The organism is Pseudomonas fluorescens, from assembly GCF_902498195.1.
GTDB lineage: Bacteria > Pseudomonadota > Gammaproteobacteria > Pseudomonadales > Pseudomonadaceae > Aquipseudomonas > Aquipseudomonas fluorescens_BU.
Genome location: NZ_CABVIY010000004.1, coordinates 238998 through 259990 on the forward strand (window position 1 = coordinate 238998; position 20993 = coordinate 259990).

Here is a 20993-nt window from a genome sequence, read left to right on the forward strand (position 1 = left end):
TGGTGTCCCGTTCATTTCCCGTCTGGCCCTGTCGCCAAGGCCAGCCAGTGAAATCAGTCTTCGATGCTTTCGATCAGGACCCATCCATCACTGAACCTGCGTGTCGGTGTGTGTGGTTCGCTGATGTCGATGATGTCCAAGCAGCCATCATCGGCAGCCCTGACATCGTCTTCACTCAGTTCCTGAGCGCTCTTAATCTCGCCGTCTTCAAAAATCATCAGGTACATAAAACTGCTCCGGCTGTTTTCCCAATGCACCCGGTCGCCCAGATGCATCAGTGAAAATTCCGTGTTGCTATCCGCCCCATGCTCGGCGCCGCGGTTTCCCCACCTGGCCGGCGTCACACATTTCGTGATCGATGATCTTCCGGCTGGCTTACATGGTTTGGCGTCCTCCCATCTGGGGAGTCCGGCAGGTTCCAGAGCCTGCATGGAGATCGAAATTTGTGTTTCGCGCTGTGCCCGTTTCCGAGGATCGATCCGCGAAGATTCCTGACTGTTAAAGAGCGGTCGGGCTCTTTGGGGCCCTTCGCAGCTGGCACCTGATTGGGTTCCGGGTTGCGATGGGTGAAATATGAACTATCGGTTCACAGTCGGTCAAGTACCAAAAGTACATATTTTTGAAAGAGGTTCATATTTGTCGGATTGCGCGCGAATGGCTGTAGGGGGATTTACCGCGAACCAATGGTTCGCTATCCTTTGTTATAACTGGATGGATGTACAGTGATGGGGTTGTGAGCATGGCGCAGAACGAAGCGAAACCAGCAGCAAGAGTTGAGATGTCCGGCATAGAGCGCTTAGGTCTGCGTGTGTCTTCAATGATTAATCACCCGGTTGCGCAGATTCAGCGTTGGGTGACGATCCATCGCCTGGACACGGACGGGGAGAGGGAGTGGGAGGAGGTTATGGGGCTGCTATCGGAAACGGACGGCATAGACATGACATTCAACGACGACGAGTCGGTGACGCTGAGGTGGGAGGCTAGCTCCGATGAAGACCGGCCGGTAGAAGCGTTCGAACCCCTTGAGGAGCCGGCACCTTTTTGACCGCCAAAGAAAAGCCCGCGCGGAAAGCGCGGGCTGAAAGGATGTCGAAGGAGCTGTCTTCACACTGCGATAGCCGTCATCCGATCCCACAGCTTCGCTCTGCAGCAGCAATTCTCAGCGCTATTGCAGCCTCAAGGAGCTTCTGCACTTGAGCCAAAACGACAGACGCCAGCTCTTCATTTCCGGCTTCTTTGAGGCTATCCACTACGTCCAGCAGTCGCTCCGCCTCGATCTCAATGGCGCGGACGGACTCGACTATGTGGTATTGAAGTGAGTGAGCCATCTCGATCAGACCTCAATGCAGAACCCTGCGACTCTCTCCAATCCTGATCCGATCAAGCGCCCGGTTCAATGCATCTAGGGCGTCGAGGAGAGCTTTCGCCTCAGCTTCCCGGCCATCCCCCCATAGGCGTTCAGCCATTTTATTCAGGGCTTGGATAGAGCGCTCAATTTCAGCAGCGGTCGCCGTAGCCTTAATGTCCGTCTGCTTCTTCATTAGGTAACCGTTAGTGCATCGCTTGGCCGCGGATAAGCGCATTGCGTAAGGCGGTAATGGCAGCGAGCAATCGTTCGTGCTGCGCCATAACTTGGTTGGCTATTTCCAACTGTCCAGCACCTCTGAGAATCGATGCTTGTTCAAGCATCCTCTCCGCCTGAATCTCCAGATTCCCGACTACGACTTCGGCTTGAAATTGCGCCGAATGTCCCATTACAACCTCCTTGTAATATGTTACGGCGCCGTTCCTGGCGCTTCAGAATCTCATTAGTAGGCTTGGCGAGGGGGAGTGTGGTGGATGGCTGTTATACCAAATTCGCATTCCACACCAGGAGTACGCGAGCTTGAATGTAGGTGTCTTCCGCCCTGATTGCTTGCGGCGGATGACGGGGGTTGTCCGAGAGCATGGTGATTTGTTCGTCACCTAGCCACTGAAGGCGCTTGATGTAGAGGTGACCCTCCCAAGAGAACATATAGATCCCGTCGCCGGCGAACTCACGAACGCTGACGTCGACGAGCAGCGGGTCGCGGTGCTTGATCGTCGGCGCCATTGATTGCCCCCAACCTGTAACCATCTTCAGGTGAAAGTGTTCTTTGAATTCCACGCCCATCTCGCGTAAGTGCTGCGGACTGACTCGGACATCCTGAAACATCTCGGGGTAGTCGTGTGGTATCTGCCCGCCACCCATTGCCGCACGAACGTCGTAATGCGCAATCCACACTTCGTCGCCCACGGCGCCTGGCCGGTAGTAGTCGATCTCAATCGCACCGCCGCTGTCATCTGCTTCGGCGACCGCAAGCAACCGTCGGCGGGCATCTTCAGAAAGTCCTTTACCCTGATTGGTGAGCATCTGACGCACGATGTCGGCGGCAGACTTCACTTCGGTGCCAGCTGGGTCCTCGGCGCCGGGCATGCGCGAGAGCGCCGGATCTTCCCCCGATCCGTGCTGAAGCCACTCAATCTTCACGCCGAGTGCGTCCGCAATTGCTTGCATCTTCGCAGGACCGGGCATCGACTCGCCGTTCAGCCATTTGCTCGAAGCTTTGGGGGTGACTTTGGCGATTTCAGCCAGGCGGGCGCCTGCTCCCCACTGATCAATGCCGTGAGCTGCCAAGGATTTCTTCAAACGAGCCACGAAGGCTGTGCGGATTTCTTCTATCTGAACCATTGGTTCAGCATCGCATGCCCTTGCATGTACTTTCAGTTCCGACATAATATGTACTGTAAGTTCATAATTGATCTGGAGGCCTTATGCGGCCGCTCAAAAAATCGATAGATGACGCTGGCGGCGTGCCAGTGGTTGCGCTGGCCTGCGGTAAGTCGCCCAGGGCCGTTTACAAGTGGCTTACCGCTGACTGCCTGCCGCGCACCGAATACACCGGTGAGACGCGCTATGCCGAGCGCATTGCTGCTCTAGCTGCCGCCAATGGAAGGCCGTTCGAGCCGTCTTGGTTGCTCGCGGAAGCCCACCCAAAGAAAGCCGCCGCCTAACCCCGTCACTCCCAACTGCGGAAGCGAACCCATGGCCTACAAGAACAAAACGCATCGCAACACCCACCAGTTGAAGTCGCGCCTGAACGACCACGCCTACGCCGCAATTCAGGTGGAAGCGCTGAAGCGTGAGACCCAGCCGGGCGCCTTGGTTCGCGACCTCACGCTGGCCGCTTTGCGGTTCAAGGAGAGCTACGGCTATTTCCCGCTGATTGATGACAGCGAACTGGATGACTTTCCGGCGCTGGGCGAGCTGGCCCGTGAGCTGAAAATGCAGCCCGAGGAGCTTCACCGCCTGATCATCCGAGACGCCCTGAAAGCCAAGCAGGAGCGGGACGCTAACCCCCAGATCAACGACAAAAAACTCACCGCCTGACTAGGCCATGGAGGAGGCGCCAATGCCTGCAATAACGGAAGTAGGGCAGTACCAGCAGGACGAGAAAGACGCGCTCGAGCGGTGGGCTGATGAGGTTGGCATTCCCATGGATCAGCTGGAAGTTCGAATTCTGCTGATGGCAGATCGCGTGGTTGGAGTTGAGCGCCGCAGCGCCGCCCGCCTTGCAGCAGATAACGCCATTTTGCGAAGCCGACTCGCCGCCCAATGCGCACAAGAAGCCCAGGCAGAAAACGTGGTGTCGATTTTCCCTTCGAGGTAACGGTCCGGCCCCTTATTAGGTGCCGCGACAGCAGAGATTGGACCAGGCAGGGCCGGCACCTATTTCGGGGCCACAGAGAAAAAAGGGTCATGGGTTTATCCGTGATTCCGCTTCGAGGCAAGCGAGACGGTAGCGCGCTCAAACCCGCGCAACTCATCACTGCCAAGTCGACCTCTCAGGGGATCGGCGATCCGCTCAAACGCAGGCCACAGCCTGAGTTGCGATGACAAGGGAAGGGTGGATGCCAAGGCAACCACTAAGCAGCAAAGGGCGGCTATCTCGCCTTGAAGTTCGGAATGAGTGGTCATGGATGCGTCCCTGATCAGTTGATGACCAGATGATCGCCTTGTTGGCACTACGCCACCACGGAAACAGAAACGGGGTTTTACGAATGGAAGATTTTCTGCGGGCCTGCCAGAGCGCTGTTCTAGACAACGAGGCAAAGGTACTGGCGGCAAAGATGGGCGTTCCGCATGTCGGCCTGCTCCAGCGTGCCAACCCAGATAACGACGCTCATCACCTGACGATTGAGCACCTGTTCGGAATTCTGCTGCACACCGGTGACATGCGCCCGCTGATGGCGCTGGCAAACGAGTTCGGCTTTGACCTGGTGTCGAGGGAAGCCCCCAAGCCTCAAGCGCTGACCTCATCGCTGATCAACGTCGGCAAGGAAGTGGCCGATCTGACCATCGCCGTGCACCAGGCGCTGGACGACAACCATGTCAGCACCTTCGAAAAATCACTGATTCGCCAAGAGATCGATCACGTCCGCAAGAGCCTGGACGTGATGGCTGCATCCGTTAAAGCCGCCTGAATTACAGGCACAAAAAAGCCAGGTTCGCGGCCTGGCTGATTGCTACATCTGAGGAGTCCAGTATGCACACACAATTCAACACCGGCAATACCCCGACCAATGTCGCGACACGTTTTGTTAATACTGAAAACGTGTCGCGCACGATGATGTCCTCTCGCGAAATCGCAAGCGTCACCGGCAAGCGCCACGACAACGTGAAGCGGGACATCGTGGCAATGCTCAAGGACCTGAAAGTAGATGTACTCAGTTTTGAGGACATCTACCTCGACGGTCGCAACCGTGAACAGGTCCAGTATCTGCTCGACCGCGAACACACCGACTGCCTCCTCACTGGCTACAGCGTTCCGATGCGCATGAAGGTGATTCGCCGCTGGCGTGAGCTTGAACAGCAGCAGGGCGCTCGCGAGCAGGTCTTGCTCAATGGCACGAAGGTCGTCGGCGAACTGGCAATCATGGAGTGCTTCACGCGCCTGCTGAAGCCGGCCGCGTCTTGCCAAATGCTGATGCTCACGAAGATCGCCCAGAACAACGGGCTTGATCCGAAGTTTCTCCCAGGCTACGCCGTTGACTCTGCACCAGACGCCACCGGTGGCAGCTCCATGCCGACCAAGTCTCTGACCGCACTCATCAAGGACCACGGTATCGCCAGCACCGCAGCTGCTTTCAATGTGCTCTTGGAGAAGCACGGCTACCTGAAGTACCTGCAGCGGAAAAACTCCAAGCAGGAACTGGTCTGGTTTTGGTGCGTGACCGACAAGGGCATGACCTACGGCAAGAACCTCACCAACCCTCAATCCCCTCGCGAGACGCAGCCTCACTGGTACGTCGATCGTTTCCTCGAACTGGCCGACTTGATCGGCAAAGGCAGCAAGTAATGGCCGGAGACTGGATTAAATTCGAACTCGCAACCATGGACAAGCCTGAGGTTTGCCAGATCGCCGACCTTGCAGATATCGATCAGGACGCCGTCGTCGGCAAGCTGATGCGTGTATGGGCTTGGTTCGATCAACAAACTGAAAAAGGTAACGCTCCGAGCGTTAGCAAAAAGTTACTCGATCGTTCTGTTGGCGTTACCGGTTTTTGCGAACACATGAAATCGGTGGGCTGGATGGAAGAAACGGACGGCATGATCAGCCTGCCTCACTTCGAGCGCCACAACGGGAAGACCGGTAAAAACAGGGCTTTGACGGCAAAACGTGTCTCCAACCACAAATCAAAAGGTAACGCTGGCAGCGTTACTTCTGCGTTACCTAAAGAAGAGAAGAGAAGAGAAGATCAACACAACACTCCTCCCGCGAGCGAGCCTGAATTCGTCGATCCGAACCTGCCGACCGAGATGACCCTTGACTGGGCGCCCAACGAGAACCTGCTGAAGAACTACGCACTGCGCATGGCGCTGCCTGTTGCCCTGTTCACTACCGAGGCCATCGGCGCCTTCGTCTGCCACTACACGGCCAGTGGCCGGGCCGAGACGCAGGCTGCCTGGGTGAGCCTGCTGGTGAAGTGGATCAAACGTGACAACACCTCGGCCGCCGCATCCAACGTCCGCCAGTTTCCGCCACGCCGCAACGTCGGGCCGGATTTTGACGACACCACATGGGCTGACAACCTGGGGGCGCTGTGATGAAAACTTCCAATGAACTCATGCAGACCCTAAGCAACTTGCCTGCGGTGGAGACAGCTCCGCTCAAGGTCGACACCGGTACCGCGGACGTCGTGAATTCGCTGTTCAAGGAATTGCAGGCGATCTTCCCGGCGTGGCGGCAGGCCTGGCCAACCGATGACGCGTTGATGACTGCCAAGCGCACCTGGGTTAAGGCGTTCATGGCTGAGGGCATCAAGCAGATTGAGCAGATCCGATTCGGCCTGCAGAACTGCCGCAAGCTTGGCAGCGACTTCGCGCCGTCGGTGGGCAAGTTCATTCAGATGTGCCAGCCGACACCGGAAGTCCTCGGCATTCCATCCCATGAGGCCGCCTATGCCGAGTCCGTCGCTAATGCTCACCCGAGTATGGCCGGCAGCCGAGAGTGGTCGCACCAGGCCGTGTACCACGCTGCAAGCCAATGCGGATTCCACACCCTGAATACGATGAAGGCCGAGGCCAGTCGCAAGCTTTTCGACCGCAATTACGACATCACTATCCGGATGCTGCTTGCCGGCGAGCGCCTGCGGAACATCCCGTTGGCATTGCCAGAGCGGGTCGATGGTCGCGTCACCGCTGCGATCGGCAATCAGGCATTGGCAGATCTACGCAAGAGCCGGGGAGGGCAGGTGCATGGGTGACGACAAGATGCGTGAAGAGTTTGAGAGCAGTCCGCGTTTTAAGGGGATGGATTTCACCCGCGCTGATACTCATCCCGAGTATTACGAAAGCCCATACGCTAACGGGGCGCGGGATGGATGGAAGGCCTCCCGCGAGGCACTGGTGATTGAGCTGCCGGCTGACATCAAAACCATGGCCGGTCCAGTCATGTACGCCGACGACGTGCGCGCAGCGGTCGAAGCCGCCGGTCTGATGGTGACCCATGGCTGAGCTCGCATTGATTCGCACCGCCCAAGGCTTGGTGCCAGCAACCGAGGCTGACCGCGAACTGGTTCAAAAATGGAAGGCTGGCCAGGTCATTCACGGCAAGTTCACCCGCATGCGAAATGGCAAGTTCCACGGCAAGTTCTTCTCGATGCTTGATCTGGCCTGGGATTACTGGGAGCCAATTGGCGGCCTCATCCCGCGCCAGGAGATGCGCGGCATTCAGGGATTGGCCAAGTTCTTCGAGGCGCAGAGCGGCAAGCCAGGGCAGTTGTCTCATGCGGTCGCGGCTTATGTCGCCGGTCTGGAGACGGCCCGCGCCGAGCGTTTCCCGGCGGTAGACAAGAGTCGTGAAGCATTCCGTGAATGGGTCACGATCGAGGCCGGCCACTTTCACCTGGTGCACACGCCGGAAGGCATTCGCAAAGAGGCCAAGTCAATCAGCTGGGCGAACATGGATGACACGGCCTTTGAGCCGCTTTACCGCGACGTGTTCAACGCCTGCTGGCGGTTGGTGCTATCGGCGCATTTCGAGAGTGAGGCAGAGGCGCTCTCTGCTGCTGATCAGTTGGGGAGTTATGCATGAGAGTCGCCGTCAAGGAAGCCAAAGCGAAGAAGTGCAAGAACCCGGTCTGCGGGGTGAGCTTTAAGCCGTCATTTTCCACGGCGCAAAAGGTGTGCAGCTGGGCATGCGGCCTGGCCATCAAGGACGTGAATCAGGCGCAGGCACGCAAGGCGCTTGCCCAGATCGAGCGCAAAGAGATCCGGGTCCGCAAGGATAAGCTCAAGAGCCGGGCGGACCACCTCAAAGACACGCAGACCGCCTTCAACGCTTGGGTGCGTGCCCGTGACGCCGAGTTGCCGTGCGTCAGCTGTGGCCGGCACCACCAAGGCAAGTACGACGCAGGCCACTACCGGACAGTTGGGAGCAATCCCGCATTGCGTTTCGAGCCGCTCAACTGCCACCGCCAGTGCTCGCCGTGCAACACCCGGCTTTCCGGGAACATCGTGAATTACCGGATTGAGCTGGTGAAGCGGATCGGCGCCGAGTTGGTCGAGTGGCTGGAAGGCCCGCACGAGGCCAAGAAGTACACCGTCGACCAGCTTAAGGCGATGACAGCCGAATACCGGGCAAAGACTACAGAGCTGAAGGGGAGAGCAGCATGAAGATCAATTCCGCACGACAGGCTTGGCATGACTGCAATTACAACCCGGCCCCGGGCCAGACCTCCGATGTCGCAGTGCTCGGGGTGATGGTGCAGAGCACCGAGCGCGGGCCATCGGCGAATCACGCAATGCACAGTGCGTTGGCCGGGCAGATCCAGTCGGCAATCGCGCGTCTGCATCATCAGCTTCGCGCATTCGGTAATGCAATGTACGCGGCCGAGCCCAGCGATGATGATCGGGAGGAGGCAGAGGCGGCGGTGTTCAATCTGGCGTGCACTAGGGCGCCGCGCATGACCGCCGACAAGCGAGAGCGGGCCGAGTACGTTGCCAAGGGTGTGTTCCGTCGCTATCGCTACATGCACCAGGGCGGGCAGTCTTCCAACGAAGATCCGCTGATCAAGCCCGAAGTATTCCGTTCGTGGATGAATGCCGAGTATGGGGTCAAGCTTCCATCTGCCGCCTGGGGTCGAGATTGGGAACCCTTTGTGCAGCTCTGTTTCGATGCCTGCTACGACATTGATGCGAAGGCGCTGAGCCCGATTGGTGGGGTGATTTACAAAATGAAAGAGGCCGCTTGACTTCCCGCACGGCTGGCGGCATCATTTCGCCATATTGAGTATTTTGCCTACGGCAACTTGCTCCACTAACCCCGCCATCGAGCGGGGTTTTTTTGTGCCCGCTCATCTGCTCGAGTGCACTCAGCTATTCGTATGGCTTCCAACGAATACAGCCCCAGATCATCTGGGAGCACAGGAGCGAGGTGGGTATGTCTACCGATTCGAGTTTCCAAGATCAAACGCAAGGCTCTGTTCCATCCAAGCCTGAGCCAGGTTCGGACGAGACTGAGCTGGATCCCAAAGATCCCAGCAAATATGACCCTTTAAAGAAACCTGCCGATGATCAACCAGATGACTGGAAAGATCGCGGGGAAAGGGTGACGCCAGAGGCGGATGAAGAAACGCCGCTATCAGACGATATGCGATAGGAGAGAAAGCCCGGCCAGCAAGCCGGGTTTTTTGTGTCCGCCGTTCGTCTAAGGTGGGGCACTCGTAATGCTTTGGTGTCTCTCAATTTTAAGCGCAGAAATCCTGCGCAGCTGATTGGAGAGCCGCCATGGACATTGACGAGAACGCACCTGGCAACAAATCGCAGCAGCCCGAAACACGTACGACAGACAATGAAACTGGCCACGATCCCAATCGGAATCAGTCAGAGGTTCTATTGCCGTCGGACGACGAATCTCCCGTCGATGAGGATATGGCGGACGTTGCTGCCACCAACTCGGTATCGAGCGAGCATCCCGAAGCTGGAACAAACGGTCACGCCGATGATCCGGACGCCGACCCGCAGCTGAACGATCAGGACGATGTTAAAGAGGCCCGCGGTGTACCCGCGAGTGACCCTGAGTCAGGCGCCTGAACCAGCACAAGAAATTCCACAAGCCCGCCTTAGCGCGGGTTTTTTCTTTTTCGGATCGACATCCATTGCCCGCTCGTAACGGGCGCTTTTATTCGATGCCTATGCCGCTTCCACCGACACGGTAAGACGTTTACCCAGAGCCGCCAATGCAGCCTCAAGTGCTTCCAGTTTGGTGCCGTGCATGAAATCGACCAGGCGATCCCCTTGGCTCTGACTGACGCTCAGCAGGCGGCACAGATCGGCCTTGCGCAGACCTTTTTCCATCATGGTGTTCCACAGTTCGATCTTCGCCACCGTGAGAGCGGAGAGGCGCACCACGGGTTGGCCTTCGGCTGGTGCAGGGGCGTGGGGGATGGCTCGACGCTGATCGACGTAGATCGACAGCGCAGCAGGCATCAAAAGACCGGCCTCGGTCAGAGCTTCGGCCAGGTCATCACCGGCGGCATTGAACTCCGGGATGGTGTCGCAGGTAAGCGCGACCCCTGGAGTGTCTTCGGTGTGCACTGTTACTGGGTAGTCAAACATTTCTGGCCCTCCCTCGGGCGACCTTGTGAGTGATGTTTGTAAGGCGAGGTGATGAATCTCGCGAAACGGTGTAGGGGCTCACTTGAGCCCCAGTTGTTTGATGATTCCTCTCCGGGTTCCTTCTTTCATTTCCTTTGCACCGTGATCCGGAAAGATCGTCTGTTTGCCTTCGTAGTAGATTTTGAAGTGGCTCGTTCCGTTGAGCGATTCGAACCTAACTCCTCTGGCCTTTAACCACCGTTTGAATTCGCTGTACTTCATCACCTCGCCTCGTTGTTGTGTGAGTTCAGTATACAGCAAATTTGGTATGTGTATAGCAAATTTGCTGTATTTGTAGAATTGAGCCTCGGCGGCTGCCGGGGCCTTCCTGTTTCCGGCTCCCATGCCTGCCTCCTTGCTTCGAGCGGATGGCATCGCATAGGGAGCCGGACCTATTCCATCGCCGAGATCCCCGAGGCGCGCATGAGATCACTACCTATGTCCGAGCCCGGCCCATTGACCGCCGCTGGCGGGATTGCGTTGTACAAACTTGGGGCCTTTGGCTTCGTCGCGGTATTGGCTGCTGTTGTCGTCATGGCGATGACGCTGCCCAAGACCGTGCGCGAGTTCGTTGTCGCCATGATCAGCACCACGGTCTCCAGTATCTGCGGCGGTGCCTTCGTGGTGCGCTGGCTGGGGATTGGTGACTGGGCGAATGATGACGTAGGCCTGATCGCCATCGGCGGGGTGATCTTCGTGTGTGGCTTGCCGGCCTGGGTGCTGGTTCGCGCCTGGTTCAAGTGGGCCGAGAAGCGCCGGGACAAGGATCTGGGTGAGATCGCTCAGGACCTGGCCGAGATTCGCCGGAACCTGAATGGTGCGGGTCAGTAGGTCGCGACACGTTTTGCGCATCAGCAAATTGTGTCGCGAAATTGGAGAGCGGTATGACCAACATCACTCGATTGCGTCACGCATTACCTCTGAGTCCCGCCATCAACAAGGCGGTCACTGAACTGGACGCCACCATCGCTAAGGCGATCGATGCTGCCAAGGCTGCCGGACTGCCTCAAGGCCTAATCGTTGCCGTGTTGCACGGGCACGCCCAGCTGCAGACGAACATCATGATGAGTTGAATCGGGAACCAGCAGCAGGGTGATGAAGATGATTGCTCGAATGTAATTACGCATGGGCAAAGCCTTGAGGTGAGTTGAATTTCACCTTCCGGTATTTCGAGATTTGATGCATCTCAACTCAATGCACTTGCTATCACCTCTCTTTCAATCTCAGCTTTATGTGCCCTGAGACTACCTATGACAACTAAGCAACCCGACTGGGAGGCGATCGAATGAGCCTGCCCGTCGGGTTGCTTTGGAGTTAAGAGTTGAACACCAGCCTAAGGGTGGTCACCCCCAGCATGAGTATCAGTACAGTGTTGATGGTAAAAAGTTTTTTCACGTAGGGCCAAGTAAGCCACGTGAAAACGATGATTAGGATGGCGATCAGTGTGTTGCTCATGAGGTAGCTCCTTTATTTGGAGTCCTCATTTTCCCTGCGCGTTGAGCCATTAGGTCGCGCTTTCAGGTCGCTTTTGGTGTTGAATTGAAGGGGAGACCTGGATCACGTGTGGGGCCCAGCCAAGTAACTCGGACAGGCCATACTCCGCTTTGACTAGCAGGTAACCGATGGACAGACCTACACCACCTCTGTCACTTCTTGAGCTATCCGACGTCGGTATACGCCTGATTCCAGCACCTGAGGTCTGGGAGTGGCTCCAGTCCGAAATCCTTGCCGATACCGGCAGCATCCACAACGAAGACCATGCCCATCTGCTGGATGCCGACATACGCGTGATGTGGGCATCCGCTGCGTTCGCCAAGAAGGGTCGCACCGTAGTGGGCCAAGCCGAGCAGGTAGCGTTCCGTGCGGGTGGCTGGCAGAAGGCTCGGATGGAGCAGCAGATGATTGATTGGTTCGGCGATGTGCCGACCTACATCATCACTCTGGCTGCCGATTACTGCGCTCAGTGTTCCGATGCTGACTTCTGCGCACTGGTCGAGCACGAGCTCTACCACATTGCCCAGGCCAAAGATCAGTACGGTGCACCCAAGTTCACCAAGGAAGGCGCGCCCAAGCTTGAGATGCGTGGACACGACGTCGAAGAGTTCGTCGGTGTGGTTCGTCGCTACGGCGCGAGCGCTGATGTCCAGGCGCTGGTGGATGCTGCAAACAGTCCTGCCGAGGTGGGGAAATTGAACATATCGAGGGCCTGCGGCACCTGTCTGCTCAAGTCGGCCTGACTTTGACAGCACTTTGACGGATGCCCATCTATGGCCGCACTCAGAGACGAGGTGAAAGCCTTTGTAGTACAGGCGCTGGCCTGCTTTGACACGCCATCCCAGGTGGTGGCGTCTGTCAAAGCGGAGTTTGGCCTGGATGTTTCCCGCCAGCAGTGCGAGGCATACGACCCAACCAAGTATGTCGGTCGCAATCTCCATCTGAGGTGGAAGACGCTGTTCGAAGACACGCGCGCTCGGTTCCGCGAAGAAACTGCTGACATCCCAATCGCCAATCGAGCGTATCGACTTCGCACGCTGGGTCGCATGGCGGAGAAGGCCGAGAACATGAAGAACATGGCGCTGACCGCTCAGCTGTTGGAGCAGGCGGCCAAAGAGGTGGGTGATGTTTACGTGAATCGCCGCCTTGAACCAGAGAAACCCCTTGGCTCCCAAGCGGACCAGCAGCACGCGGTTGCTGAGTACACGTTGGAGCCCGATGAGCATGTCCCGACTACCCCGTACCTATGACCCGCCGGTAAAGCTCACGCCGAAACAGGCGAACATCTATGTCTGGGGCTTCCAGCCTGAGGCGCGCTTTCGTGATGCGGTCTGTGGACGCCGTTTCGGCAAGACCTTTCTCGGCAAGGCAGAGATGCGCCGCGCGGCCAGGCTGGCAGCAGAGTGGGGTGTTAGCGTTGAAGACGAGATTTGGTACGGGGCGCCAACGTTCAAGCAGGCCAAACGCGTGTTCTGGCGTCGTCTCAAGCAAGCGATCCCTGAGGCATGGCGCGCAACTCGGCCGAACGAGACGGAGTGCTCCATTACCCTGAAGTCCGGTCACGTCATGCGCGTGGTCGGGCTGGACAATTACGACAACCTGCGGGGCTCTGGTCTTTTCTTTGTCCTAGTAGACGAATGGGCGGACTGCCCGTGGGAGGCGTGGGAGGAAGTTCTGCGACCGATGCTCTCGACCTGTCAGTACACGCTTCCAGGTGGGCAGCAACGAAAAGGCGGTCATGCGCTGCGGATCGGCACGCCAAAAGGCTTCAACCACTGCTACGACACGTTTCAGGATGGCAGACCCGGGCATGAGCCTGACCATAAGAGCTGGCTCTATACCTCGCTCGACGGCGGCAACGTCCCCGCAGAGGAGTTGGATGCGGCCCGTCGCAAGATGGACCCCCGCACGTTCCGGCAGGAATACGAGGCGAGCTTTGAAAACTATGCCGGCGTCGTCTACTACACGTTCAACCGTGAGGCGAACCGGACTAGCGAAACCATTAAGCGCGGCGAAGCCCTGCATATCGGTATGGACTTCAACGTCATGAATATGGCGGCGGTGGTGCATGTCGTTCGTGATGATCTGCCCTTGGCGCTCAGCGAGTTCGCGGACGTGCGAGACACGCCCGAGATGATCGAGAAGATCAAATTGCGCTTTCCAGATCACAGCATCGCGGTCTACCCAGATGCCAGCGGCCAGAACACCAGCAGCAAAAGCGCGAGCGAGTCGGACCTGTCATTGCTCAGGAAGGCGGGATTCACGGTGATCGTCGATTCAACCAACCCGGCAGTGAAGGATCGGGTCAACGCCATGTGCGCGATGTTCGCCAACACCTATGGCGACCGGCGCTACCTGGTGAACGTTGATCAATGCCCGAAATACACGCAGAGCCTTGAGCGCCAGATTTACAACGACAAGGGCGAGCCCGATAAGAAGGCCGGTTATGACCACATGGTTGATGCTCCGGGCTACTTCATTGCCAAGCGCTTCCCGATCAAAACAATCGTCACTTCCATCAAAATGGGATACGCCCGATGAGCAACGATGTCTCCTACAAACGGGCGGACTACATAGAAGTACTGGACCGCTGGGCGACCGTGCGCGATGTCTGCGCCGGCCAGCATCGAGTTGTTTCTCGGCTCCCATATATCAACGCACACGATAAATCGCCCGAGAATACCGACCGAAACAAGGCGTACCGCGAGCGTGCGGTGTTCAAAAACGCCACTGGCCATACACGCAATGGTTTGCTGGGCCTGGCCTTCCACAAGGACCCGACGCTAACTGCCCCAAAGAAACTGGAGTACTTGCAGGACAACGCCAATGGCTCTGGTGTGAGCATCTATCAGCACTCACAAGGCACCCTCGAAAAGGTTCTTGAGGCCGGGCGGCACGGGCTATATGTCGATTATCACCAGGACGATGGCGTTGGCGGTCACTCCGTGATCCTGTCGTACTGCGCCGAGGACATCATCAACTGGCGCACCGGCATGGTTAACGGTCACACCGTGCTGACGCTGGTTGTGCTGCGCGAGATGCTAGAAATTGAAGACGGTTTCGGTTTCAAGGTGGTCGAGCAATTCCGTGAACTCGCTCTTGAGTCGGACGGTTTCGTCTGTCGGGTTTGGCGCCGGTCCGGCCCAAGAGGCGGCGGGCCACTTGAGGTCACGGCCACATTCGCACCAGAGGGCATTACCGGGCGCCTCAAGGAAATCCCATTCACCTTTGTCGGTGCACAGAACAACGATCCGAGCATTGATGAGTCGCCGCTGTATGACATTGCCATGATCAACCTGGGTCATTACCGGAACAGTGCTGACTATGAAGACAGCGTCTTCTGGTGTGGCCAGGCGCAGCCGTACATCTCTGGGCTCGATGACCAGTGGCGCGACCATATGGAGAAAAACGGCGTCTATGTTGGCTCGCGCGCGCCGATGCTGCTTCCGGCCGGCGGCGCCTTCGCCTATGCGCAGCCTTTGCCGAACACCTTGGTCAAGGAGGCCATGGCCGATAAAAACCAAATGATGATCGAGTTGGGTGCCCGCATGGTCGTTGCATCACTGGCTGCCAAGACGGCAACTGAATCCCGCGGCGACCAATCTGCATCGACTTCGGTGCTGGCCGGCTGCGTGGCAAACGTCAGCGAGGCTTATACCCGGGCAATCATGTGGTGTGGCCAGTACATGGGCATCACCGACAAGGTTGCCTATCAGATCAACCAAGAGTTTGTTGAGCTGACGGCTGATCCGCAGATGATCACCGCGCTTGTTGGGCTCTGGCAGAACGGCGGTTTCGCGAAAGCGGACCTGCGCATGTATCTGCGCAAGCTGGGACTGATCGCTCCTGAGCGCACCGACATGCAAATTGATGAAGAGATCGACGGCGATGGTACGGGTTTGAACCTCGACAAGGTGGACGACAATGGCAACAGCACCGGTACTGATTGAGGCAACCATTCGCCACCAGGTGATGCTTGAGCAGTTGAAGTCGGGTGAGGCGGAGAAGATCGCCAAGTACCTGCGCGAAATCGACAAAGTAGTCCGCGATCAGTTGAGTCGCGGCGACCTCACCGAATGGGGCAGGGATCGGTTTGAGAAGATGCTCGCAGAGGTCGACGGGCAGATTCTTGCCATCTACGCGCGGTATGCGCGACAGCTCAATAGCGACTTGGTGGATATCGCCGAGTACGAGGCGGCATTCGAGACGCGCAGCCTGGATCAGGTATTGGTCAACTACTCCGCTGTTGCTCCGACGTTGCCGGCATTGCGGGCGGCTATCAAGGCCAGGCCTTTGCAAGTTCAGGGCGCTGGTGGTGGAAAGCTGCTGGATTCGTTCGTTGAGGACTGGACCAGCACGGAGCGCAGCAGGATCATCAATGCAATTCGCCTCGGCTTCAGTCAGGGGCTGACCAACTTCCAGATTATTCAATCGATTCGCGGAACGAAAGCGGCGAACTACAGCGACGGCATTCTGGCGATCAACTCCAGAAACGCCGATGCCATCGTTCGAACCGCTGTTCAGCATGTATCGAACGTGGCGCGTTTTGAGACCTGGGCCGCCAATCGTGATGTCGTCACCGGCTACCGATGGGTTTCAACCCTCGACAGCCGGACGACTCAGGTATGCCGATCGCTTGATGGTCGCGTGTTCAGCATGGGTAACGGGCCCATGCCGCCGGCGCACATCCGCTGTCGGTCAACGACTGCCGCAGAACTCGATGCGCGTTTCGACTTTTTGAAGAAGGGCGCCACTCGATCGAGCAAGGACGGCTATATCGATGCCGATCTGACGTATTACGACTGGCTCGCCAAGCAGCCTGCTTCCTTTCAGGATCAAGCTATCGGCAAGGCCCGTGGCAAGTTGTTCCGTGATGGCGGTCTCTCGGTTGAGCGCTTCACAGCGCTGCAACTCGATCGACGATTCAAACCTCTGACGCTGGAACAGCTGAAGGCTATCGAGCCCTTGGCGTTCGAGCGGGCAGGGATCTAAGAAAAAGCTTTTATAACGCCGCCTCCGGGCGGTTTTTTTATGCCTGCAAAGCGGGCAGACCAAACCCAAGGGGTGCATCAGCGTGGCAGAAGAAACCGAAATCGACCTGGAAAACCCGGCAGTAAAGGCCGCTATCGCGACTGCCGTCGAAGCATCCGTCTCCGGGCTGAAAACCAAGAACACCGAGCTGCTCGGCAAGCTCAAAGACACCACCAGCAAGCTCTCGCAATTCGAAACCCAGTTTGAAGGCATCGATATCGACGCCGTCAAAGGGCTACTGAGTCGTGCCGGCCAGGACGAAGAAACCAAGCTGCTGACTGAGGGCAAGGTGGACGAGGTCTTCAACCGCCGAACCGAGCGCCTTCGCGGCGACTACGACAAGCAGTTGAAGACTATCAGTGAGCGCGCTGAGAAGGCCGAGTCCTTCGCTGCCAAGTTCCAGGGCAAAGTTCTGGGTGACTCGGTACGCAGTGCAGCACTGAAGGCCGGCGCACTGCCGGAAGCAACCGACGACATCATCCTACGCGCCAAAGGCGTGTTCACCCTGAATGAAGATGGCGAAGCCGTCGCCACTGATGAGTCGGGCCAGACCATCCTTGGCAAAGACGGCAAGACCCCTCTGACCCCGCTCGAATGGGCGGAGTCTCTGCGCGAAAGCGCGCCTCATCTGTGGCCAAGGGCTTCAGGAACATTTGCCCCGGGCGGGGGTGGCGGCAAGGCTGCATTCAAGCGCTCCGAAATGACTTCCGAGCAGAAGCGCGATTTCCAGCGCAAGCACGGCCAAACCGCATATCTGCAATTGCCCAAATAAGGGGATTGACCCATGGCTACAACCGTTAACAGCGACCTGATCATCTACAACGATGAGGCGCAAACTGCATACCTGGAGCGCGTCCAGGACAACCTCGATGTGTTCAATGCTTCGTCCAACGGCGCGATGGTGCTCGACAACGAGCTGATCGAAGGCGACTTCCGCAAGCGTGCTCTGTACAAGCTAAACGGCTCGCTGGAACACCGCGACGTCAACTCCGAAACCAAGGTTACTGCCAAGAAAATCAGCGCTGGCGAAGCTGTTGGCGTCAAGGCTCCATGGAAGTACGGCCCGTACCAGACCACGGAAGAGGCGTTCAAGCGTCGCGGTCGTCCGGTCGAGGAGTTCTCCCAGATCGTCGGCGCCGACGTAGCAGATGCGACTCTGGAAGGCTTCATCCAGTACGCCACTGCTGGTCTCCGTGCAGCGATCGGCTCCAACGCTGACATGGTGGTTTCGGCCAACATCGAAACCGATGGCAAGAAAACGCTGACTCGCGGTATGCGCAAGTTCGGCGACAAGTTCGGTCGTATCGCGTTGTGGGTCATGCACTCCAGCGCTTACTTTGACATCGTCGACGAAGCGATCACCAACAAGATCTACGAAGAAGCCGGTGTCGTGATCTACGGCGGCCTGCCAGGCACGCTCGGCAAGCCAGTGCTGGTTACCGACACCGCGCCGGCGGATGTGATCTTCGGCTTGCTGCCGAACGCTGTGACCATCACCGAGTCCCAGGCTCCGGGCTTCCGCTCGTACGAAGTGAACGACGAGGAAAACCTCGCCATTGGCTACCGCGCTGAAGGCACTGTGAACATCGATGTACTGGGTTACAGCTGGAAGGCCACCACTGGCGGTTCCAACCCAACCTTGGCCGCTGTGGGTTCGGCTGCCAACTGGATCAAGCATGCCGGCAGCAACAAGGTTACCGCAGGCGTGATGATCACCCTGACGACCACTCCTTAACGCTCACCCATGAAAGCGGCCAGCGATGGCCGCCACGGAGATATCCATGGAACTCACTTATTCCACTCAAAACTCTGGCTTTGATCCAGATAAGCGCTATCGCAACCCAGAGCACTTTGATCGCCCGGAAGCGGGTGTGACCGGTGTTGTTGTGGTTGGCGAATGGCCTAACGTGGTCGATGCCTACGAGAGTGTCGGCGTCGAAGTGACGCTGAAGGAGGCGGAGAAGCGCCTTGTGCTGATTGTTGGTGCGGAAGATAACAAGGCCGAACTGGAAGCGTTGATCGGTAAGCTGCGGGCTGAAAGCGATACGGTTCGAGCGGTGATCGATGGTCTTGATGCCGGTGAGATCGAAAAGCCGGAAGCCGGCGAGCTCGCAATCCGGTTGTTTCAAGGGCTGGATGCCTTTCGTGTACAGATGATCGAACTGACCGGCCAGCGTGACGATCTGGCAGAGGAAAACGAGAAATTGCGTACCGAGCTCGCGACACTCAAGGCCGACGGTCAGGAAGTCGAAGCGCTGAAGGCTAAGCTCGATTCTGCCGGCGTGACGTACCGCGCCAACGCCTCGAAAGAATCCTTGGAAAAGCTCGTCGGCGATCTGCCCAGGGCTTGATACTGCCGGCTGTCGGCAACACGTCGGCCAATCATTTAAAACTCAATCCAGCGAGTCGATCCATGACACTCACCATCGAGGATGGCACCGGCAAGCCAGACGCCGAAAGCTTCGCAACAGCCGAAAGCCTGGCGATGTACGCTGTGAAGTTCGGCCGCACGATCCCAGCAGCCGAGCAGGAGCAGGAAGCATTGCTGCGCCGCGCTGCCGTCCAGATGATGGCGCTCACCTGGAAGGGCAACAAGTCGAACGCGGCCCAGGCATTGCCCTGGCCTCGCCGCGGCGCTCAGGTCGACGGTGAAATCCTATCGCCGACCTACATTCCGGCTCGCATCGAGTACGGGCAGATGGCGCTGGCGGTTGAGATCCACGCTGACGACATCGACCCACCATCACAGCGAACTGGTGCCGTGATTCGCGAGCGCGTGGAAGGTGCTGTGGACGTGCAGTACGCAGAGGCCAGCAACAACAATGGCTATCTGCTCCCTGCCGCACCAGATCGCCCCAGCGCAACCCAGTTCGCCGACTATCTTGCCCGCCGAGGGCTGTTCGCCATAAGGGCCTGAGCATGAGCGCTTTCTATGACCGTATGGCTGCCACTGCTTTGCGGTTGATAGCGCGATTTGGTCAGACCGCAACGCTTTCCGAAACGCCGGAGCCAGACCCTGATGACTACGACCCAGTGACCGGCACGGGCCCCGTCATCGTGCCCGTCACTCAGCTTGGCCAGGCGATCCTGCTGGACTACACAGTGCAGGAGGCCGGCATCATCAACGCTGCCGGCTCGCTGGTTCAGCAGGGCGACAAGAAGATCATGCTCGCCGCGAAAGGCTTGGCCTGGGTGCCGACGATGACGACGACCATTCTTGCTGACGGTCTGACGTGGACGATCATCAACATCAAGACGACCAATCCGGCCGGCACACCGCTGCTCTACGAACTGCACGGGAGGCGCTGATGAGCTTTGCAGATGACATCAAGCGATTCGCCGCCAAGACCTCAAAGGCGCATGACGAAATCACTCGCGGTACGACCATCGCGCTGTTCAATGCGGTGATTGAGGACACGCCCGTGGATGAAGGCCGGCTGCGCGGAGATTGGCAGACAACTGTCGGTCAGCCTGCTGTTGATGAGAACGGGCGGATTGACACAGCCGGCACTGCGGCAATGGCCGAGGTGGTCGCCAATACCCCGCCAGGTGCTGGTCAGGAAACCCTGCTGACCAACAACATGCCTTACTGCCTGAAGATCGAAAACGGATCATCCGATAAGGCGCCTCAGGGAATGGTCCATCGCAATGTGGACCGCTTCCAAAAGTTGGTGGATGAGCAGGCGCGAAAAAATCGAGTTTGAAAGCTGCTTTCCTGAGCAGTTGATCTGCCCTCCCTACGGTGGAGGTGTGGCAGAGAAGGGAATTCGCCCGCTTTTTCGCCCCGTCGAGCTAGCCACACCCCCATTTGAGTGTAGATCACATGTCTGAAACCAAGATCAACGGCGCCTTGGTCGCTGCCTATTTGGCTAGTAGCCTTTATCCGGCCGCCAGGACGGCTTGGGAAGGGAAAGCCTTCACGCCAGTAACTGGCCAGGCATGGGCTCGACTGACTGACATGCCAACCGGTCGTGAACCCGCCGCATTCGGTGGCGTAAACCCGGTTGAGCGTACCGGTTACCTGCAGATCGATATCTACCACCCGAACAACACGGGCGCCGGGCCGATCCTGGCTGACGCCGACAAGGCACTCAACTTCTACGCGCCCGGACTCGGTCTCGAGTATCAGGGGCAGCGTGTGCACATCCGTAAGTCTGAGCGCTCCAAGATCACCCCCGAAACTGTATGGACTGGCTTAAGCATCCACGTTTATTACACGGCCTGGATCTTCCCCGGCGTCTGAGTCGCCTCCCGCAGCAACCCCCATACCCCGCCCATTGAGCGGGTT

Annotated in this window: 36 protein-coding genes; 29 read left to right on the forward strand and 7 right to left on the reverse strand. The window is 57.9% G+C overall.

Features of this window, described 5'->3' with window-relative positions; all coding sequences use genetic code 11:
• Positions 1–53: 53 nt before the first annotated feature.
• Entirely contained in the window at positions 54–275 is a 222-nt protein-coding gene (locus F8N66_RS16200; RefSeq protein ID WP_150771137.1) for a hypothetical protein, read from the reverse strand.
• Positions 276–739: 464 nt separating this feature from the next.
• On the opposite strand from F8N66_RS16200, the gene F8N66_RS16205 reads away from it, so the two are divergent.
• Together F8N66_RS16205 and F8N66_RS31965 are read left to right on the forward strand one after the other, a co-directional pair.
• Positions 740–1045, forward strand: a complete 306-nt coding sequence (locus F8N66_RS16205) for a DUF1654 domain-containing protein (RefSeq protein WP_150771138.1) — start codon at positions 740–742, stop codon at positions 1043–1045.
• Between the two features lie 148 nt (positions 1046–1193).
• Entirely contained in the window at positions 1194–1319 is a 126-nt protein-coding gene (locus F8N66_RS31965; RefSeq protein WP_263597738.1) for a hypothetical protein, read from the forward strand.
• 21 nt (positions 1320–1340) lie between these two features.
• Here F8N66_RS31965 and F8N66_RS31795 read toward each other — a convergent pair whose 3' ends face one another.
• From F8N66_RS31795 to F8N66_RS16225, 3 genes are all read right to left on the reverse strand, one after another.
• Complete coding sequence (locus F8N66_RS31795) at positions 1341–1541, reverse strand: hypothetical protein (RefSeq protein ID WP_150771140.1); 201 nt, start codon at positions 1539–1541, stop codon at positions 1341–1343.
• A 10-nt stretch (positions 1542–1551) separates the two neighbouring features.
• Positions 1552–1755, reverse strand: a complete 204-nt coding sequence (locus tag F8N66_RS16220; RefSeq protein WP_150771141.1) for a hypothetical protein — start codon at positions 1753–1755, stop codon at positions 1552–1554.
• A 91-nt stretch (positions 1756–1846) separates the two neighbouring features.
• Positions 1847–2710 carry a S24 family peptidase gene (locus F8N66_RS16225; protein WP_150771595.1) on the reverse strand — a complete coding sequence of 288 codons (864 nt, stop codon included), beginning with the start codon at positions 2708–2710 and terminating at the stop codon, positions 1847–1849.
• 83 nt (positions 2711–2793) lie between these two features.
• Between F8N66_RS16225 and F8N66_RS16230 the strand changes: the two genes are divergently transcribed.
• The 13 genes from F8N66_RS16230 to F8N66_RS16290 all read left to right on the forward strand — a co-directional run bounded on the left by F8N66_RS16230 (position 2794) and on the right by F8N66_RS16290 (position 9616).
• Complete coding sequence (locus F8N66_RS16230; protein ID WP_150771142.1) at positions 2794–3033, forward strand: helix-turn-helix domain-containing protein; 240 nt, start codon at positions 2794–2796, stop codon at positions 3031–3033.
• A 31-nt stretch (positions 3034–3064) separates the two neighbouring features.
• Positions 3065–3409, forward strand: a complete 345-nt coding sequence (locus F8N66_RS16235) for a hypothetical protein (protein ID WP_150771143.1) — start codon at positions 3065–3067, stop codon at positions 3407–3409.
• A 22-nt stretch (positions 3410–3431) separates the two neighbouring features.
• On the forward strand, positions 3432–3689 hold the full coding sequence (locus F8N66_RS16240; protein ID WP_150771144.1) for a hypothetical protein: 258 nt from the start codon (positions 3432–3434) through the stop codon (positions 3687–3689).
• A 391-nt stretch (positions 3690–4080) separates the two neighbouring features.
• Positions 4081–4503 (forward strand): phage regulatory CII family protein, encoded by a 423-nt coding sequence (locus F8N66_RS16245; protein ID WP_150771145.1) that lies wholly within the window; start codon positions 4081–4083, stop codon positions 4501–4503.
• Positions 4504–4649: 146 nt separating this feature from the next.
• On the forward strand, positions 4650–5378 hold the full coding sequence (locus F8N66_RS16250; RefSeq protein ID WP_150771596.1) for a Rha family transcriptional regulator: 729 nt from the start codon (positions 4650–4652) through the stop codon (positions 5376–5378).
• Complete coding sequence (locus F8N66_RS16255; RefSeq protein WP_150771146.1) at positions 5378–6127, forward strand: DnaT-like ssDNA-binding domain-containing protein; 750 nt, start codon at positions 5378–5380, stop codon at positions 6125–6127. The genes F8N66_RS16250 and F8N66_RS16255 overlap by 1 nt, the downstream gene beginning before the upstream one ends.
• Positions 6127–6786: a replication protein P gene (locus F8N66_RS16260; protein ID WP_150771147.1), complete on the forward strand. Its 660-nt coding sequence runs from the start codon at positions 6127–6129 to the stop codon at positions 6784–6786. Before F8N66_RS16255 ends, F8N66_RS16260 begins: the two co-directional genes overlap by 1 nt.
• Positions 6779–7036: a hypothetical protein gene (locus F8N66_RS16265; RefSeq protein ID WP_150771148.1), complete on the forward strand. Its 258-nt coding sequence runs from the start codon at positions 6779–6781 to the stop codon at positions 7034–7036. The genes F8N66_RS16260 and F8N66_RS16265 overlap by 8 nt, the downstream gene beginning before the upstream one ends.
• The gene (locus tag F8N66_RS16270) at positions 7029–7616 is read left to right on the forward strand and encodes a DUF1367 family protein (RefSeq protein ID WP_150771149.1); all 588 of its coding nucleotides are present in this window, start codon (positions 7029–7031) and stop codon (positions 7614–7616) included. The genes F8N66_RS16265 and F8N66_RS16270 overlap by 8 nt, the downstream gene beginning before the upstream one ends.
• Positions 7613–8197 (forward strand): recombination protein NinG, encoded by a 585-nt coding sequence (locus tag F8N66_RS16275; protein ID WP_150771150.1) that lies wholly within the window; start codon positions 7613–7615, stop codon positions 8195–8197. The genes F8N66_RS16270 and F8N66_RS16275 overlap by 4 nt, the downstream gene beginning before the upstream one ends.
• Complete coding sequence (locus tag F8N66_RS16280; RefSeq protein WP_150771151.1) at positions 8194–8775, forward strand: hypothetical protein; 582 nt, start codon at positions 8194–8196, stop codon at positions 8773–8775. The genes F8N66_RS16275 and F8N66_RS16280 overlap by 4 nt, the downstream gene beginning before the upstream one ends.
• Before the next feature lie 188 nt (positions 8776–8963).
• Positions 8964–9182 (forward strand): hypothetical protein, encoded by a 219-nt coding sequence (locus tag F8N66_RS16285; protein WP_150771152.1) that lies wholly within the window; start codon positions 8964–8966, stop codon positions 9180–9182.
• A 128-nt stretch (positions 9183–9310) separates the two neighbouring features.
• Positions 9311–9616: a hypothetical protein gene (locus tag F8N66_RS16290; protein ID WP_150771153.1), complete on the forward strand. Its 306-nt coding sequence runs from the start codon at positions 9311–9313 to the stop codon at positions 9614–9616.
• Between the two features lie 99 nt (positions 9617–9715).
• Here the strand turns inward: F8N66_RS16290 and F8N66_RS16295 are convergent, their stop codons facing one another.
• Together F8N66_RS16295 and F8N66_RS32135 are read right to left on the reverse strand one after the other, a co-directional pair.
• Positions 9716–10141: a type II toxin-antitoxin system HicB family antitoxin gene (locus tag F8N66_RS16295; protein WP_150771154.1), complete on the reverse strand. Its 426-nt coding sequence runs from the start codon at positions 10139–10141 to the stop codon at positions 9716–9718.
• A gap of 78 nt (positions 10142–10219) precedes the next feature.
• A complete protein-coding gene (locus F8N66_RS32135; RefSeq protein WP_412070736.1) occupies positions 10220–10525 on the reverse strand; it encodes a type II toxin-antitoxin system HicA family toxin in 306 nt (101 codons plus the stop codon).
• A gap of 78 nt (positions 10526–10603) precedes the next feature.
• Here F8N66_RS32135 and F8N66_RS16305 point away from each other — a divergent pair, with 78 nt between their 5' ends.
• Positions 10604–11011 carry a hypothetical protein gene (locus F8N66_RS16305; RefSeq protein ID WP_191623006.1) on the forward strand — a complete coding sequence of 136 codons (408 nt, stop codon included), beginning with the start codon at positions 10604–10606 and terminating at the stop codon, positions 11009–11011.
• 53 nt (positions 11012–11064) lie between these two features.
• A complete protein-coding gene (locus F8N66_RS16310; protein WP_150771155.1) occupies positions 11065–11253 on the forward strand; it encodes a hypothetical protein in 189 nt (62 codons plus the stop codon).
• Between the two features lie 241 nt (positions 11254–11494).
• Here the strand turns inward: F8N66_RS16310 and F8N66_RS31800 are convergent, their stop codons facing one another.
• Positions 11495–11635, reverse strand: coding sequence for a hypothetical protein (locus F8N66_RS31800; protein WP_224790487.1), 141 nt, complete (start codon positions 11633–11635; stop codon positions 11495–11497).
• 167 nt (positions 11636–11802) lie between these two features.
• On the opposite strand from F8N66_RS31800, the gene F8N66_RS16315 reads away from it, so the two are divergent.
• From F8N66_RS16315 to F8N66_RS16370, 12 genes are all read left to right on the forward strand, one after another.
• The gene (locus F8N66_RS16315) at positions 11803–12417 is read left to right on the forward strand and encodes a putative metallopeptidase (RefSeq protein ID WP_150771156.1); all 615 of its coding nucleotides are present in this window, start codon (positions 11803–11805) and stop codon (positions 12415–12417) included.
• Positions 12418–12447: 30 nt separating this feature from the next.
• Positions 12448–12924: a DUF2280 domain-containing protein gene (locus F8N66_RS16320; RefSeq protein WP_150771157.1), complete on the forward strand. Its 477-nt coding sequence runs from the start codon at positions 12448–12450 to the stop codon at positions 12922–12924.
• The gene (locus tag F8N66_RS16325; RefSeq protein WP_150771158.1) at positions 12899–14215 is read left to right on the forward strand and encodes a terminase large subunit domain-containing protein; all 1317 of its coding nucleotides are present in this window, start codon (positions 12899–12901) and stop codon (positions 14213–14215) included. Before F8N66_RS16320 ends, F8N66_RS16325 begins: the two co-directional genes overlap by 26 nt.
• The gene (locus tag F8N66_RS16330) at positions 14212–15624 is read left to right on the forward strand and encodes a DUF4055 domain-containing protein (protein WP_150771159.1); all 1413 of its coding nucleotides are present in this window, start codon (positions 14212–14214) and stop codon (positions 15622–15624) included. The genes F8N66_RS16325 and F8N66_RS16330 overlap by 4 nt, the downstream gene beginning before the upstream one ends.
• On the forward strand, positions 15599–16666 hold the full coding sequence (locus F8N66_RS16335; RefSeq protein WP_150771160.1) for a minor capsid protein: 1068 nt from the start codon (positions 15599–15601) through the stop codon (positions 16664–16666). Before F8N66_RS16330 ends, F8N66_RS16335 begins: the two co-directional genes overlap by 26 nt.
• An 82-nt stretch (positions 16667–16748) precedes the next feature.
• The gene (locus tag F8N66_RS16340) at positions 16749–17477 is read left to right on the forward strand and encodes a hypothetical protein (protein WP_150771161.1); all 729 of its coding nucleotides are present in this window, start codon (positions 16749–16751) and stop codon (positions 17475–17477) included.
• Between the two features lie 12 nt (positions 17478–17489).
• Complete coding sequence (locus tag F8N66_RS16345) at positions 17490–18440, forward strand: major capsid protein (protein WP_150771162.1); 951 nt, start codon at positions 17490–17492, stop codon at positions 18438–18440.
• A gap of 46 nt (positions 18441–18486) precedes the next feature.
• A complete protein-coding gene (locus F8N66_RS16350) occupies positions 18487–19056 on the forward strand; it encodes a hypothetical protein (RefSeq protein WP_150771163.1) in 570 nt (189 codons plus the stop codon).
• A 62-nt stretch (positions 19057–19118) separates the two neighbouring features.
• On the forward strand, positions 19119–19622 hold the full coding sequence (locus F8N66_RS16355; protein WP_150771164.1) for a DnaT-like ssDNA-binding protein: 504 nt from the start codon (positions 19119–19121) through the stop codon (positions 19620–19622).
• 2 nt (positions 19623–19624) lie between these two features.
• Positions 19625–20014: a hypothetical protein gene (locus F8N66_RS16360; protein ID WP_150771165.1), complete on the forward strand. Its 390-nt coding sequence runs from the start codon at positions 19625–19627 to the stop codon at positions 20012–20014.
• Positions 20014–20409, forward strand: a complete 396-nt coding sequence (locus tag F8N66_RS16365) for an HK97 gp10 family phage protein (protein ID WP_150771166.1) — start codon at positions 20014–20016, stop codon at positions 20407–20409. The genes F8N66_RS16360 and F8N66_RS16365 overlap by 1 nt, the downstream gene beginning before the upstream one ends.
• A 119-nt stretch (positions 20410–20528) precedes the next feature.
• Entirely contained in the window at positions 20529–20948 is a 420-nt protein-coding gene (locus F8N66_RS16370) for a phage tail terminator-like protein (RefSeq protein ID WP_150771167.1), read from the forward strand.
• Positions 20949–20993 lie beyond the last annotated feature (45 nt).

Excerpts from the sequence above, each read along its gene's own strand:
- F8N66_RS16220 (WP_150771141.1), bottom strand. The coding sequence starts at position 1,755 with ATGGGACATTCGGCGCAATTTCAAGCCGAAGTCGTAGTCGGGAATCTG.
- F8N66_RS16255 (WP_150771146.1), top strand. The coding sequence starts at position 5,378 with ATGGCCGGAGACTGGATTAAATTCGAACTCGCAACCATGGACAAGCCT.
- F8N66_RS31795 (WP_150771140.1), bottom strand. The coding sequence starts at position 1,541 with ATGAAGAAGCAGACGGACATTAAGGCTACGGCGACCGCTGCTGAAATT.
- F8N66_RS16245 (WP_150771145.1), top strand. The coding sequence starts at position 4,081 with ATGGAAGATTTTCTGCGGGCCTGCCAGAGCGCTGTTCTAGACAACGAG.
- F8N66_RS16345 (WP_150771162.1), top strand. The coding sequence starts at position 17,490 with ATGGCTACAACCGTTAACAGCGACCTGATCATCTACAACGATGAGGCG.
- F8N66_RS16350 (WP_150771163.1), top strand. The coding sequence starts at position 18,487 with ATGGAACTCACTTATTCCACTCAAAACTCTGGCTTTGATCCAGATAAG.
- F8N66_RS16355 (WP_150771164.1), top strand. The coding sequence starts at position 19,119 with ATGACACTCACCATCGAGGATGGCACCGGCAAGCCAGACGCCGAAAGC.
- F8N66_RS16290 (WP_150771153.1), top strand. The coding sequence starts at position 9,311 with ATGGACATTGACGAGAACGCACCTGGCAACAAATCGCAGCAGCCCGAA.
- F8N66_RS16200 (WP_150771137.1), bottom strand. The coding sequence starts at position 275 with ATGCATCTGGGCGACCGGGTGCATTGGGAAAACAGCCGGAGCAGTTTT.
- F8N66_RS16315 (WP_150771156.1), top strand. The coding sequence starts at position 11,803 with ATGGACAGACCTACACCACCTCTGTCACTTCTTGAGCTATCCGACGTC.
- F8N66_RS16330 (WP_150771159.1), top strand. The coding sequence starts at position 14,212 with ATGAGCAACGATGTCTCCTACAAACGGGCGGACTACATAGAAGTACTG.
- F8N66_RS16370 (WP_150771167.1), top strand. The coding sequence starts at position 20,529 with ATGTCTGAAACCAAGATCAACGGCGCCTTGGTCGCTGCCTATTTGGCT.
- F8N66_RS16225 (WP_150771595.1), bottom strand. The coding sequence starts at position 2,710 with ATGGTTCAGATAGAAGAAATCCGCACAGCCTTCGTGGCTCGTTTGAAG.
- F8N66_RS16305 (WP_191623006.1), top strand. The coding sequence starts at position 10,604 with ATGAGATCACTACCTATGTCCGAGCCCGGCCCATTGACCGCCGCTGGC.
- F8N66_RS16335 (WP_150771160.1), top strand. The coding sequence starts at position 15,599 with ATGGCAACAGCACCGGTACTGATTGAGGCAACCATTCGCCACCAGGTG.
- F8N66_RS16270 (WP_150771149.1), top strand. The coding sequence starts at position 7,029 with ATGGCTGAGCTCGCATTGATTCGCACCGCCCAAGGCTTGGTGCCAGCA.
- F8N66_RS16235 (WP_150771143.1), top strand. The coding sequence starts at position 3,065 with ATGGCCTACAAGAACAAAACGCATCGCAACACCCACCAGTTGAAGTCG.
- F8N66_RS31800 (WP_224790487.1), bottom strand. The coding sequence starts at position 11,635 with ATGAGCAACACACTGATCGCCATCCTAATCATCGTTTTCACGTGGCTT.
- F8N66_RS16295 (WP_150771154.1), bottom strand. The coding sequence starts at position 10,141 with ATGTTTGACTACCCAGTAACAGTGCACACCGAAGACACTCCAGGGGTC.
- F8N66_RS16365 (WP_150771166.1), top strand. The coding sequence starts at position 20,014 with ATGAGCTTTGCAGATGACATCAAGCGATTCGCCGCCAAGACCTCAAAG.
- F8N66_RS32135 (WP_412070736.1), bottom strand. The coding sequence starts at position 10,525 with ATGGGAGCCGGAAACAGGAAGGCCCCGGCAGCCGCCGAGGCTCAATTC.
- F8N66_RS16310 (WP_150771155.1), top strand. The coding sequence starts at position 11,065 with ATGACCAACATCACTCGATTGCGTCACGCATTACCTCTGAGTCCCGCC.
- F8N66_RS16205 (WP_150771138.1), top strand. The coding sequence starts at position 740 with ATGGCGCAGAACGAAGCGAAACCAGCAGCAAGAGTTGAGATGTCCGGC.
- F8N66_RS16260 (WP_150771147.1), top strand. The coding sequence starts at position 6,127 with ATGAAAACTTCCAATGAACTCATGCAGACCCTAAGCAACTTGCCTGCG.
- F8N66_RS16280 (WP_150771151.1), top strand. The coding sequence starts at position 8,194 with ATGAAGATCAATTCCGCACGACAGGCTTGGCATGACTGCAATTACAAC.
- F8N66_RS16285 (WP_150771152.1), top strand. The coding sequence starts at position 8,964 with ATGTCTACCGATTCGAGTTTCCAAGATCAAACGCAAGGCTCTGTTCCA.
- F8N66_RS16265 (WP_150771148.1), top strand. The coding sequence starts at position 6,779 with ATGGGTGACGACAAGATGCGTGAAGAGTTTGAGAGCAGTCCGCGTTTT.
- F8N66_RS16230 (WP_150771142.1), top strand. The coding sequence starts at position 2,794 with ATGCGGCCGCTCAAAAAATCGATAGATGACGCTGGCGGCGTGCCAGTG.
- F8N66_RS16240 (WP_150771144.1), top strand. The coding sequence starts at position 3,432 with ATGCCTGCAATAACGGAAGTAGGGCAGTACCAGCAGGACGAGAAAGAC.
- F8N66_RS16325 (WP_150771158.1), top strand. The coding sequence starts at position 12,899 with ATGTCCCGACTACCCCGTACCTATGACCCGCCGGTAAAGCTCACGCCG.
- F8N66_RS16250 (WP_150771596.1), top strand. The coding sequence starts at position 4,650 with ATGTCCTCTCGCGAAATCGCAAGCGTCACCGGCAAGCGCCACGACAAC.
- F8N66_RS16320 (WP_150771157.1), top strand. The coding sequence starts at position 12,448 with ATGGCCGCACTCAGAGACGAGGTGAAAGCCTTTGTAGTACAGGCGCTG.
- F8N66_RS16275 (WP_150771150.1), top strand. The coding sequence starts at position 7,613 with ATGAGAGTCGCCGTCAAGGAAGCCAAAGCGAAGAAGTGCAAGAACCCG.
- F8N66_RS16360 (WP_150771165.1), top strand. The coding sequence starts at position 19,625 with ATGAGCGCTTTCTATGACCGTATGGCTGCCACTGCTTTGCGGTTGATA.